Source organism: Streptomyces sp. NPDC101490 (assembly GCF_044767145.1).
Lineage (GTDB): Bacteria > Actinomycetota > Actinomycetes > Streptomycetales > Streptomycetaceae > Streptomyces.
The window spans coordinates 925,379-937,958 of the sequence record NZ_JBIWNI010000001.1; the positions used below are offsets into that span (position 1 = coordinate 925,379).

General features: G+C 74.9%; 10 protein-coding genes. 4 read left to right on the forward strand and 6 right to left on the reverse strand.

What is annotated here, in order from left to right:
* Nucleotides 1-190 precede the first annotated feature (190 nt).
* Complete coding sequence (locus ACIRQY_RS03640) at nt 191-1,987, reverse strand: ABC transporter ATP-binding protein (RefSeq protein WP_403922295.1); 1,797 nt, start codon at nt 1,985-1,987, stop codon at nt 191-193.
* A gap of 269 nt (nt 1,988-2,256) precedes the next feature.
* Complete coding sequence (locus ACIRQY_RS03645; RefSeq protein ID WP_403922191.1) at nt 2,257-3,957, reverse strand: ABC transporter ATP-binding protein; 1,701 nt, start codon at nt 3,955-3,957, stop codon at nt 2,257-2,259.
* Nucleotides 3,958-4,225: 268 nt separating this feature from the next.
* Here ACIRQY_RS03645 and ACIRQY_RS03650 point away from each other — a divergent pair, with 268 nt between their 5' ends.
* The 4 genes from ACIRQY_RS03650 (at nt 4,226) to ACIRQY_RS03665 (ending at nt 8,154) form a co-directional block, all read left to right on the forward strand.
* Nucleotides 4,226-5,296: a FecCD family ABC transporter permease gene (locus ACIRQY_RS03650; RefSeq protein ID WP_403922297.1), complete on the forward strand. Its 1,071-nt coding sequence runs from the start codon at nt 4,226-4,228 to the stop codon at nt 5,294-5,296.
* Nucleotides 5,293-6,408 (forward strand): FecCD family ABC transporter permease, encoded by a 1,116-nt coding sequence (locus tag ACIRQY_RS03655; protein ID WP_403922193.1) that lies wholly within the window; start codon nt 5,293-5,295, stop codon nt 6,406-6,408. The genes ACIRQY_RS03650 and ACIRQY_RS03655 overlap by 4 nt, the downstream gene beginning before the upstream one ends.
* Nucleotides 6,409-6,497: 89 nt before the next feature.
* Nucleotides 6,498-7,373: an ABC transporter ATP-binding protein gene (locus tag ACIRQY_RS03660; protein ID WP_403922299.1), complete on the forward strand. Its 876-nt coding sequence runs from the start codon at nt 6,498-6,500 to the stop codon at nt 7,371-7,373.
* Nucleotides 7,374-7,377: 4 nt separating this feature from the next.
* Nucleotides 7,378-8,154, forward strand: coding sequence for a 4'-phosphopantetheinyl transferase family protein (locus ACIRQY_RS03665; RefSeq protein ID WP_403922195.1), 777 nt, complete (start codon nt 7,378-7,380; stop codon nt 8,152-8,154).
* On the opposite strand, the gene ACIRQY_RS03670 is transcribed toward ACIRQY_RS03665, so the two are convergent.
* Genes ACIRQY_RS03670 through argC form a run of 4 tightly spaced genes read right to left on the reverse strand, consistent with a single transcriptional unit; the run spans nt 8,103 to nt 12,434 of the window.
* On the reverse strand, nt 8,103-9,236 hold the full coding sequence (locus ACIRQY_RS03670) for an acetylornithine transaminase (RefSeq protein WP_403922301.1): 1,134 nt from the start codon (nt 9,234-9,236) through the stop codon (nt 8,103-8,105). The two genes, ACIRQY_RS03665 and ACIRQY_RS03670, sit on opposite strands and share 52 nt — an antisense overlap.
* 41 nt (nt 9,237-9,277) lie before the next feature.
* Complete coding sequence (gene argB, locus ACIRQY_RS03675) at nt 9,278-10,228, reverse strand: acetylglutamate kinase (RefSeq protein ID WP_351784137.1); 951 nt, start codon at nt 10,226-10,228, stop codon at nt 9,278-9,280.
* 17 nt (nt 10,229-10,245) lie between these two features.
* Nucleotides 10,246-11,397: a bifunctional glutamate N-acetyltransferase/amino-acid acetyltransferase ArgJ gene (argJ, locus tag ACIRQY_RS03680; protein WP_351784139.1), complete on the reverse strand. Its 1,152-nt coding sequence runs from the start codon at nt 11,395-11,397 to the stop codon at nt 10,246-10,248.
* Nucleotides 11,394-12,434 carry an N-acetyl-gamma-glutamyl-phosphate reductase gene (argC, locus tag ACIRQY_RS03685; protein ID WP_403922198.1) on the reverse strand — a complete coding sequence of 347 codons (1,041 nt, stop codon included), beginning with the start codon at nt 12,432-12,434 and terminating at the stop codon, nt 11,394-11,396. Before argC ends, argJ begins: the two co-directional genes overlap by 4 nt.
* Nucleotides 12,435-12,580 lie beyond the last annotated feature (146 nt).

The following is a 12,580-nucleotide window of genomic DNA, read 5'->3' on the forward strand; positions in this document are numbered from 1 at the left end:
ACGGCCCTGGGCGAGGCGGGCCGTTCCCGTACGGGAGGGCTGTGCGCGCAAGAGCCGCACGAGGGCGGGCCCGTGCGGGACGGCCCGTGAGCGCGGACCCGTACGGAAAGGGGCCGGTACGACGTCACCGTCGTACCGGCCCCCTCCGCGAGGTCCGCGATCCGGCCGGGCCCTCCGGGGGCCCGGACCGTCACACCGCGCTCGGCGTCTTCTCCCCGGGCTCCCGGCGGCTCGCGGACCAGGCCTCCCAGAGGCCCGCGTACCGGCCGCCGGCCGCCACCAGTTCCTCGTGGGTGCCGGTCTCCACGATCCGCCCCGCGTCCAGGACGACCACCCGGTCGGCGGCGGCGGCCTGCGGCAGCCGGTGGGCGACGAGCAGCCCGGTGCGCCCTTCGAGCGCGCGGGCCGCCGCCTCCTCCAGGACGCGCGCACCGGCGCTGCCCGCGTCGGCGGTGGCCTCGTCGAGGATCGCGATCGGCGGGTCGGCCAGGACGAGCCGGGCCAGCGCCAGGTGCTGGGCCTGGGTGACCGTCAGCCGGTGGCCGCCCTCGCCGACGACCGTGTCCAGCCCCTCGGGGAGGGCCTTCGCCCACTCCAGGGCGCCGACCCGGTCGAGCGCCGCCCGCACCTGCTCCTCGTCGGCGTCGGGCCGGGCCAGACGCAGGTCGTCGGCGAGGGTCCCGGCGAAGACGTGCACCTCCTGGCTGATGAGCGCCACCGTACGGCGGACCCCGGCGGGCCCGAGTTCGCGGACGTCGACCCCGCCGAGCGCGATCGAGCCCTTGAGGGGGTCGTGCACGCCCGCGACGAGCTTCGCCAGGGTCGTCTTCCCCGCGCCACTGGCGCCGACGAGCGCCACGCGTTCCCCGGTGCGCACCCGCAGGTCCACCTCGTGGAGCACGGGCTGCCCGGCACCGTAGGCGTGGCTGAGCCCGGACACCGTGACCGAGCCGTCCGCCGCGACGGGGCTGTCGCTCGGGTCGCGCTCCGCCGGGAGGTCCGACACGCCGACCAGACGGGCGAAGCTGGCCCCCGCCGACTGGGCGTCGTCCAGGAGGAAGAGCGTCGCGTTGATCGGGTTGAAGAGGCTGTGGAAGTACAGGGCGGCGGCGGTGGCCGTACCGATGCTGACCGCGTCCCGGTCGACCAGGAGGAATCCGGTGCCGAGCATCGCGGACAGACCGATGAACTCGGCCAGGTTGAGCCGCGAGAAGAACCCGGTGACGATGTGCACGCCCCGCAGGCCCAGATCGCGGGCCGCCTCGGAGCGGCGCTCCAGGAGGTCCGCGTGGGTCCGGCCCAGCCGGAAGGCGCGGACGGTCCGGACCCCGCCGACGCTGTCGAGCAGCTGGTGCTGCAAGGCGCCGGTGGCGATCCGGTGTTCGGCGTACACGGGAGCCGAGCGGCGCAGGTACCAGCGCACGGAGACCACCTGGATCGGCGCGGCGAGGAGCGCGGCGATCAGGAAGCGCCAGTCGAGCAGGGCGAGGCCACCGAAGGTCAGCACGATGGTGAGGGCCGAGCGGCTGAACTCGGGCAGCGCCTGGCGCACCGACTTCCCGATCACGGACACGTCGCTGGTGACGCGGGAGACCAGGTCGCCGGAGCCGGCCGCCTCCACGCGGTCCAGGGGCAGCCGCAGCGCCCGCTCGACGAACTGTTCGCGCAGGGCGGCCAGCACGGTCTCGCCGAGCCGGGCGACGAGGGCGCCGCCGACGGCGGCGGCCCCGCCCCGGGCGAGCGCGACGACCACCAGGAGGACGAGCGGCAGGGTGAGGGCGGCGGCCCCCTTCTGCTCCACCACCAGGTCCACGACGTGGCCGAGGAGGCGTGCGGTGAGCAGGCCGACGGCGGTCCCGGCGACCAGGACGCCGAACGCCGTGGCGGCCAGGGTCCGGTGCCCGCGCAGCAGTTCGCGCAGGGCGGCGCGGGACTCGGCGGCGGTGGCGGTCGGCAGGAGGGCGCGGTCCGGTCCGGTTCCGCTCATGGTCGCTTCCGTCTTCTCGGTGGGCTCCGGCGGTGTGCCGGGGCCGGGGCGGTCGTCGGTCCTGCGGCCGGTCCGGTCGTGACTGTCCGGCCGGGAGCCGTCGTCCGGGCCGTCGTCCGGCGTCCCGCCGGTCCCGGTGGCCGTACGGCCCGCGGGTCCGGCACCGGGTCCGGGATCGGTTCCCGGTCCGGCTCCGGGGCCGGCCTCGGTCGTGCGGTCCTCGGTGTCCGGTCCGGCCGTGCCGTCCGGGCGCTGTTCCCCGACGGCCGTCATGCCAGCACCGCCGCCCGGTAGGAGGGGTCGGTGGTGAGGAGTTCGGCGTGGGGGCCGCAGGCCCGTACGACACCGTCCTCCAGGACCACCACCCGGTCCGTCACGGCGAGCAGCGCGGGGCTGGTGGTGACGAGGACCGTGGTGCGGTCCCTGCGGACCTCCCGGAGCCGGGCGGCGATCCTGGACTCGGTGACGGTGTCCACGGCCGTCGTCGGGTCGTGGAGCACCAGCACCGGCCGGTCGGCGGCGAGCGCGCGGGCGAGTGCCACGCGCTGGCGCTGCCCGCCGGAGAGGGACCGGCCGCGTTCGGCGAGCAGGGTGGCCGTGCCTTCGGGCAGGAGGCGGGCGACCTCGTCGGCGGCGGAGGCGCCGAGGGCGCGTTCGACGGCGGCCGGGTCGGCCTCCTGGGCCCCGGCGCGGACGTTGTCGAGGAGGGTGCTCTCGAAGAGGTCGGCGTCATGACGGGCGACGAGCACGGCCCGCCGCAGCCCGTCGGGGTCGAGCGAGGTCAGGGGCGTGCCGTCGAGCACGACGGATCCCGCCTCCGGGTCGGCCTCGCGGGCCAGACAGACGAGGAGGTCGTCGGCGAGGGCCGGGTCGCGGGTGACGACCCCGGTGAGGCTGCCGGGCGGCAGGTCGAGGTCCACGCCCCGCAGGGTGCCGAGCGAGACCCCGCGCAGGGCCAGGTGTCCGGGGGTGTCGTCGGCGGGCACGTCGTGGCCCTCGGCGACGGCTGCGGGGGAGTCGAGGACCTCGGCGATCCGCCGGGCGGAGGCGCGGCCCTGGGCGAGTTCGGCGTTGACGTAGGTCAGCAGCTGGAACGGGCCGAGGAGGAACTGGGCGAGACCCACGGCGGCCACCAGGTCGCCGACGCTGATGCTGCCGTCGACGGCGAGGTAGGCCCCGACGATCGCGATGAGGGCGATGAAGACGCCGGTCAGCGCGAGGACGGCGCCCTCGTGTCCGGCCCGGCTGCGAGCGGCCCGCAGCCCGGCGGAGAGGGAGTCCCGGCTGGTGGCCCGGTAGCGGTCGACGGCCGCGGACTCGGCGCCCATGCCCTTGAGGACGCGCAGTCCCGAGACGAGGTCGGCGGCGACGCCCGAGGCGTGCGCGGCCCGCTCCTGCTCGGTCTCGCTGCGCCGTTCGAGGGGGCGGCTGATGCGGTGGCCGAGCCAGAGCAGCGGCGGGATGCCGAGGAGGACGAGCAGGCCGAGCGGCACCGAGATGCGGAGCAGGGCGACGGCGCTGATGACGAGGGCGGCGAGCGCGGCGACGCCGTACGGGATCACGGTGACCACCGAGCCCACGCGCCGCGCGTCGTTCGTGGCGATGCTGGTGAGGGCGCCGGGGAGCCGGTCGGCGTCGGCCCCGCCCCGGGGGTCGAGCACGCGCGCGCCCAGCCGCAGCCTGAGCCGGTGCGCGGCGATCTCGCCGGTGCCCTCGGTGATCCGGGCACTGGTCCGGTAGCAGGTCGACAGGACGAGGAAGAGAACGGCGAGGACCATCAGGAGGCGCAGCAGCGCCGAGGAGGAGCCGGTCGCCACGGCGCTGTCGATGATGGCGCCGATGACCACGGGGACGAGGGCCTCGCAGCCCTGGTGGGTCATGCCGAGCAGGGAGGCCGCGGTCACCCGGCGGCGCTGTTCCCTGATCGTCTGGCGGAGGACAAGTCCCCCCGCAGGTCCGCCGGTTGGCATGGGACTCCTTCACGGAGGCGGAATGACAAGTTAGGTAAGCCTACTCTGAGTCTGGGCCGGGTAAGGATGGTCCCGGCGTCGAAGGGGGACGGTCCCGGCGTCGGCGACGGGTGGCCCCGGCCGATGCGTTGACCCTCCGTGACAGTTCGGTTAGCCTCACCTAAGTCTGGTCCCGCCGACGTCCTCCGCCCGGAGTGCGCCGACGGGTGCCACCGCACATCTGAACCGCCGCCAAGGGGAGTTGTCGTTGTCCGTCGAATCCCGGGCGGTGCCGGTACAGCGGGGGAAGCACCCCGACGGCCCGCCCGTCGGCCCCGCCGCCTTACCCCGAGCGACCCGAGCGGGCGCCGCCGGACGGGGAGCCGGGCTGCTCCTGATCCTGCTGCTCCTCGTCCTGGTCGGTCTCCTCAGCGTCTGGGTCGGCACCAGGGGCATCCCCTTCACCGCCACCTGGAACGCCCTGTGGAATCCCGACGGTTCCGAGACCTCAGTGATCATCCACGACTACCGCATCCCCCGGACCCTCCTCGGTGCCGTCATCGGCGCCGCCCTCGGTCTCTCCGGCGCCCTGATGCAGGCCCTCACCCGCAACCCGCTGGCCGACCCCGGACTCCTCGGCATCGGCCTCGGCTCGTCCGCCGGAGTGGTCGCAGCCATCTCCTTCCTCGGCATCGGCTCCCTGCTCGGCCAGCTGTGGTTCGCGTTCGCCGGAGCGGCCGTCGCCTCCGTCGTCGTGTACCTGCTCGGCACCTCCGGCCGGAAGGTCGCCACGCCCGACCGGCTGGTCGTCGCCGGAGCGGCCATCACCGCCGTCCTCTACGCCTTCAACTCCGCCGTCCTGCTGCTGGACCCGAGGGCCTTCGACGAGTTCCGCTTCTGGACCGTGGGCTCCCTCGCCGGGCGCTACTACGACGTCCTGCAGATCGTCCTGCCCTTCGTCGCCGTCGGCCTCGTCGTCGCCCTCGCCCTCACGCCCTCCCTCAACGCCCTGGCGCTCGGGGACCGCACGGGCCGCGCCCTGGGCGTCAACGTCGGCCGCACCCGCGCGCTCGGCGCCGCCGCGGTCGTCCTGCTCTGCGGGGCCGCCACCGCCGCCGCGGGCCCGATCGGCTTCGTCGGACTCGCCGTCCCGCACGTCGCCCGCTTCCTCGTCGGACCCGACCAGCGATGGGTCCTCGCCTACTCGACGCTCATCGCCCCGGTCCTGCTCGTCGGCTCCGACGTCCTCGGCCGGGTGATCGGCGCCCCGGGCGAGATCCAGGTCGGGATCGTCACCGCGTTCCTCGGCGCCCCGCTGTTCCTCGCGCTCTGCCGCCGCCGGAAGCTGGTCATGCTGTGAGCCCCGTACGGAAGTCACCCACCGCCCCGGGCCGCGACGCCGGCCCGCACGAAGCCCCCGAGCCCCCGGCGAGCGTCGTCACCGGCATCGTCCTGCGCACCCGGCGCGGCCACTCGGTCCGGCTGCAGCGCCGCACCCTGGCCGTCACCGCCGTCCTCTTCGCCGCACTCGTGGCCGTCGCCGGAGTCACCCTCACCACCGGCGACTTCGAGCTCACCGTCGGCGAGGTCGTCCAGGCGCTCCTCGGCAACGGTTCGGGCGCCGCCGACTTCATCGTGACCACCCTGCGGCTGCCCCGTCTGGTCACCGCCCTCTGCGTGGGCGCCGCGCTCGCCGTGAGCGGCGCACTCCTCCAGAGCCTCACCGGCAACTCGCTCGGCAGCCCCGACGTCGTCGGCTTCACCAACGGCTCGGCCGTCGGCGCGCTCCTCGTCATCATCCTGTGGCACGGCAGCATGACCGAGATCGCGGTCGGCGCGCTGATCGGCGGACTCCTCACCGCGCTCGCCGTCCACCTCCTCATGGTCGGCCGGGGACTGCACGGCTTCCGGCTCGTGGTCACCGGCATCGGCGTCAGCGCCCTGCTCCTCTCCGTCAACTCGTACCTGATCACCAGGGCGACCTGGCAGGAAGCCCTCGAAGCGCAGACCTGGCTGATCGGCAGCCTCGGCAACCGGGGCTGGCAGCACGCGAACGCCATCGGGATCGCCGTCCTCGTCCTGCTGCCCCTGGCCTTCGGGCTCTCCCGCCGCCTGGCCATGGTGGAGATGGGCGACGTCACCGCGAACGCCCTCGGCGTCGGCGTGGCCCGCACCCGCACCGCCCTGCTCGTCGTCAGCGTCGCCCTGGCGGCCTTCGCCACCGCGGTCACCGGACCCATCTGGTTCATCGCCCTCGCCGCACCCCAGCTCGCCAGGAAGGCGACCCGCTCCCCGGGCCCCGCGCTGCTGCCGACCGCCCTCATGGGGGCGCTGCTGCTGACCGTCAGCGACGTGCTGGCCCAGCGGCTCTTCGCCCCCGCACTCCTCCCGGTGGGAACCGCGACCGGCACCATCGGCGGGCTCTACCTCATCTGGCTGCTGGTCTCCGAGTCACGAAAGAGCCGCGCATGACGACCACGAACCCTCCCGTCCACCGCCCCGCCCCCGACGCCCCCGCCCCGGCCGTGCCCGGCACCCCGGACGCCACCCCGGCTCCGGACATGACCGCCGTGCCCGCCGCTCCGGCGGAGCCCGCCCGCCCGGCGGCCCGGCTGCGCGGCGAGGACCTCACCCTCTCCTACGACCGGCGGACGGTGGTGACCGGCCTCGACGTCGAGATCCCCGACCGCTCCTTCACCGTCATCATCGGCCCCAACGCCTGCGGCAAGTCCACCCTGCTCACCGCGCTGGCCCGGATGCTGAAGCCCCGCACCGGCCAGGTCCATCTGGACGGCGCGGCCATCTCCTCGTACCGCTCCCGCGAGGTGGCGCGCAGGCTCGGACTCCTCCCGCAGACCTCGAACGCCCCCGGCGGCATCACCGTCGGCGACCTCGTGGCCCGGGGCCGCTTCCCCCACCAGGGCATCCTGAGGCAGTGGTCGGCCGAGGACGAGGAGGCGGTGGTCGCCGCCATGCGCCGCACCGGCGTCCTCGAACTCGCCGACCGGCCCGTCGACGACCTCTCCGGCGGACAGCGCCAGCGCGTCTGGCTCGCCATGGTCCTCGCCCAGCAGACCCCGATCCTGCTCCTCGACGAACCCACCACGTACCTCGACATCGCCCACCAGGTCGAGGTCCTCGACCTGTGCGCGGGACTGAACTCCCGCGAGGGGCACACCGTCGTGGCCGTCCTCCACGACCTCAACCAGGCCTGCCGGTACGCCACCCACCTCATCGTGATGCGGCCGGGCGGCACCATCGCCGCCGAGGGGGACCCGAGGACGGTCATGACGGCGGAGCTGGTCGAGGACGTCTTCGGACTGCCCTGCCGGATCATCCCCGACCCCGAGACCGGGACACCCCTGATGGTGCCCGCCGCCCCCCGCTGGTACGCCCCCGCCGACCGGGCCCCGGTCCCGGCCCCGACCGCCCCCTGACTCCGTGACCGCCCCGACGACGTCCGAGCCCCGGCTCCTGGGGGCCGCCACCGGCCCGCTCCCCGCACCCTGGCGGTACGGCGGCGGGCCGCGACTGTGGACCCTGCGGGTGGCCGAGCACACCGAGCGGGCCCGTCTCCGGGAGGACCTCCTCGATCCGGACGAACGGGCCCGCTGCCACGGCTTCGTGCGGTCCGTCGACCGCGACCGCTACCGGGTCGGCCATGTCGTCCTGCGCGAACTGCTCGGCGCGTACCTGGACGGCGACCCGGCCGCCGTCCGGCTGGTCCGCGAGCCGTGCCCCGGCTGCGGCGGCCCGCACGGACGCCCCGCCGTGGCGGGCGGCCCACTCCACTTCTCGCTCTCGCACTCCGGCGGAGCCGTCCTCCTCGGCTTCGCGGACGTCCCGGTCGGCGTGGACGTCGAGACCGAACCCGACGCCGAGGCCACGCAGGACATCACGGCCGTGCTGCACCCGGCCGAGCGCGCCGAGATCGCCGGCCTGTCCCCGAGGGACCGGCCGGGCGCGGTCGCCCGCTGCTGGGCGCGCAAGGAGTCGTACCTCAAGGGCGTCGGCATCGGCCTGGGCGAGGACCCGGCCCGCACCTACGTGGGCACGGGCCCCGCACCGGGCGCGGTCCCGGGCTGGACCCTCACCGACGTGCCCGTCCTCCCGGGGTACGCGGCGGCCTGCGCGGTCCGGACCCCCGGACCGCCGGCCGCCGCCCCTCAGACAGCGTCGAGGATCCCCGGCAACGCCTCGACCAGCTCTTCCACCTGACGTTCCGTCACCGTGAGCGGCGGAGCCAGCCGTACGGTCGCGGGGCCGACCGCGTTCACCAGGAACCCGGCCTCCTGCGCCACCTCCCGGACCCGCTCGGCGACCGGCTCGGTGAGGACGACCCCGAGCAGCAGCCCCGCGCCCCGCACCTCCGCGACCAGCGGGTGCCCGCACTTCTCCACACCGCGCCGCAGCAGCTCGCCCACGTGGACGGTGTGGGCGAGCAGCCCCTCCGAGGCGATGGTGTCCAGGACGGCGAGACCCGCCGCGCAGGCCACCGGATTGCCGCCGAAGGTCGAGCCGTGCTGTCCCGGCCCGAGCAGCTCGGCGGCCTCGCCGAACGCCACGGCCGCGCCGATCGGCAGCCCGCCGCCGAGACCCTTGGCCAGGGTCACCACGTCCGGGTCCACCCCCGGTTCGGCCTGGTGCGCGAACCAGTGCCCCGTCCGGCCGATCCCGGTCTGCACCTCGTCCAGGACGAGGAGGCTGCCGGTGGCCCGGGTCAGTTCGCGGGCGGCCCGCAGATATCCCGCGGGCGCGGGCACCACACCCGCCTCGCCTTGCACGGGCTCCACGAAGACCGCCGCGGTCTCCCGCGTCACGGCGGCGCGCAGCGCGGCCACGTCCCCGAAGGGCACGTGCTCCACCTCCCCGGGCAGCGGCAGGAACGGCTCGCGCTTGGCGGGCTGCCCGGTCAGCGCCAGGGCCCCCATGGTGCGCCCGTGGAAACCGCCCTCCATCGCCACGACGTGGGTGCGCCCGGTGCGGCGGGCCGTCTTGAAGGCGGCTTCGGCCGCCTCCGCGCCGGAGTTGCAGAAGAACACCCGGCCCGGCCGTCCGAACAGCCGCAGCAGCCGTTCCGCCAGGGCTACCGGCGGTTCGGCCGCGAACAGGTTGGAGACATGGCCGAGCCGCCCGATCTGGGCGGAGACGGCCGCGACGACGGCGGGGTGGGCGTGACCGAGGGTGTTGACGGCGATGCCACCGGTGAAGTCGGTGTACGGCCGCCCGGACTCGTCGTGGACCGTGCAGCCCGCCCCGTGCGCGAGGGCCAGCGGGGGCGTGCCGTACGTATCCGTCATGACGGACCGCCAGCGAGCGGTCAGCGGGGTCGTGGTGGTGCTCACGCGGGGAGCTCCTCGTCGTCGGGCGCGGTGTCCGGCAGCACGGTGGTGCCCTCGTTCTCCTCGGTGAGGACGCCCCGCAGGACGGCGTGCGGGGTCCGTCCGTCGAGGACGTGGACCCGGCCCACCCCGGAGCGGACGGCCCGCAGGCAGCCCTCCATCTTGGGCAGCATCCCCCCGGCGAGGCGCGGGAGCAGCGCGTCGAGCTCCCGGGCGGTGAGCCGGGGGACCACCTCGGTGCTGTGCGGCCAGTCCGCGCAGAGCCCGGGGACGTCCGTCAGCATCACGAGCCGGTCGGCGCCGAGGGCGACGGCGAGGGCGGAGGCCGCCAGATCGGCGTTCACGTTGTAGACGTGCCCGTCGGCGCCGCGCGCCACCGGGGAGACCACGGGTATCCGCCCGCCGGACAGCAGATCGCGGACGGTGTCGGGGGCCACGGCCACGATGTCGCCGACGAGCCCGATGTCCACGGTCCGGCCGTCCACCAGGGCCGGGCGCCGGACGGCGGTCAGGGTGTGCGCGTCCTCGCCCGACATGCCGACGGCGAAGGGGCCGTGGGCGTTGATGGCGCCGACCAGGTCGCGCTGGACCTGTCCGGTCAGCACCATGCGGACCACGTCCATGGCCTCGGGGGTGGTCACCCGCATCCCCGCCTCGAAGCGGACCTCCAGGTCGAGCCGGTCGAGCATCGCGCTGATCTGCGGGCCGCCGCCGTGCACCACGACCGGGTGCAGTCCGGCGTGCCACAGCTCGACGACGTCCTGGGCGAACGAGCGCGTCAGGGCCGGGTCGACCAGGGTGGCGCCGCCGCACTTGACGACGACCGTGCGGCCCTTCAGCTCCTCGGACCAGGGGACGTCCCCGGCGGGGAGCGTCGTGGAGCCCGGTGCGCCGGGGGGTCGTGTCCCCGTCGCCGTCGGGCTCTCCGTGGTGCCGGTCGTGCCTGCCATCGTTGCCGTCCTCCCGTTCATGAGCTGTAGGCGCTGTTCTCGTGCACGTACGCGGCCGTCAGGTCGTTGGTCCAGATCTGCGCCGAGGCGTCGCCCGCGCGCAGATCGACCGTGATGGTGATGTGCCGGCCCGTCAGATCGACCTTCTCGCGCGGTTCTCCGGCGGCGCCGTCACGGCAGACCCGGACGTCGTTGACGGAGACGTCGATGCGGTCGGGGTCGAAGACGGCGTCGGTGGTGCCGATGGCGGAGAGCACCCGGCCCCAGTTGGGGTCCTCGCCGTGCAGGGCGCACTTGAGGAGGTTGTTGCGGGCGATCGACCGGCCCACGGTGACGGCGTCCTCCTCGGACGCGGCGCCCACGACGGTCACCTCGATCTCCTTCGACGCCCCTTCGGCGTCGGCGATCAACTGGCGTGCCAGGTCCTGGCAGACGGCGTGCACCGCGTCGGTGAACTCCCCTTCCGCCGGGGTCGTTCCGGACGCGCCGGAGGCGAGCAGGAGGACGGTGTCGTTGGTGGACATGCAGCCGTCGGAGTCGACCCGGTCGAAGGTGGTGCGGACGCCCGCGCGGAGGGCCGCGTCGAGCAGCGCGGCGTCGACGTCGGCGTCGGTGGTGAGGACGACGAGCATGGTGGCCAGACCGGGGGCGAGCATCCCCGCGCCCTTCGCCATGCCGCCGACGGTCCAGCCGTCCCCGGTGGCCACGGCGGTCTTGGGCACCGAGTCGGTCGTCATGATGGCCCGTGCGGCGTCCAGCCCCCCGTCGGCGTGGAGGCGCTCCGCCGCCAGTCCGATCCCGGGCGTGACCCGGTCCATGGGCAGGTGGACGCCGATGAGTCCGGTCGAGCAGACGGCCACGTCCCCCGGGTCCGCGCCGACGGCGGCCGCCGTCCGCTCGGCCATGGTCCGCGCGTCCTCGGCCCCGGCGGGGCCCGTACAGGCGTTGGCACCACCGGAGTTGAGGACGACGGCGGTCAGCCTTCCGTCGGCGAGGGCGAGGCGGGACCAGCGGACGGGCGCCGCCTGCACCCGGTTCGAGGTGAAGACCCCGGCGGCGGCCGTCCCCGGACCCTGGTTGACCACCAGGGCGAGGTCGGGCGCGCCGGAGGCCTTGATGCCTGCGGCGGTTCCGCTGGCGAGGAATCCTCGGGCGGCGGTCACGGTCACGGAGCCACTCCATTCACGGGCAGGCCGAGCCCTTCGGGCAGGCCGAGGGCGATGTTCATGCTCTGCACCGCTCCACCGGCGGTGCCCTTCGTCAGGTTGTCGAGCGCGCTCACACAGATGAGGCGGCGGGCGGCCGGATCGACGGCGACCTGCACGTGCACGGTGTTGGATCCGAGCACCGCCGCCGTGGACGGCCACTGTCCCCGGGGCAGCAGCCGGACGAACGGTTCGTCCGCGTAGGCCGCCTCGAACACCTCGCGCACCTCGTCGAGTCCGCCGTCCAGGGCCAGGTGCGGCCTGAGGCGGGCGGAACAGGTGGCGAGGATGCCCCGGGGCATGGGGGCGAGCGTCGGGGTGAACGACACGGTGACGTGCTCGCCCGCCGCCAGGGACAGGTTCTGGACGAGTTCGGGGGTGTGCCGGTGGCCGCCGCCGACGCCGTACGGGGTCATGGACCCCATCACCTCGGCGCCGAGGAACTGCGGCTTGACCGCCCGCCCGGCCCCCGAGGTCCCGCTGGCCGCCACCACGACGACCTCGGGTTCGACGAGGCGGGCGGTGTGGGCGGGCAGGAGCGCCAGGGTGACGGCGGTCGGGTAGCACCCCGGTACGGCGATGCGCGTCGCCCCCTTCAACTCGTCGCGCGCGCCGGGGAATTCGGGCAGGCCGTACGGCCAGGTCCCGGCGTGCGCGGTCCCGTAGAAGCGCGTCCAGGCCGCCGGGTCACGGAGCCGGAAGTCCGCCCCGCAGTCCACGACGAGCGTGTCGGCCCCCAACTGCCCGGCGAGCGCGGCCGACTGGCCGTGCGGCAGGGCGAGGAGGACGACGTCGTGGCCGTGGAGGGTGTCCGCGGAGGTCTCCACGAGCGTCCGGTCGGCGAGTGCGGACAACTGGGGCTGGACCCGGCCGAGGGGGAGCCCGGCGCTGCTGTGCCCGGTGAGCGTGCCGATGTCGACTTCGGGGTGGGAGGCGAGCAGACGGAGGATCTCCCCGCCGGCGTATCCACTGGCTCCGGCCACCGCGACCCGTAAGGTCATGTTCTTCCGTCTCTCCTGGTACGTGGGGACGTGACGAACGCCGGGCGAGGATGTCCCGGACCGGCGCACGAGAACTTAACTTAGCCTAACCTAAGTGACCATGACGAGGGGTCGGCCCGAGACCGTTCGTCACCGGGGACGGACGG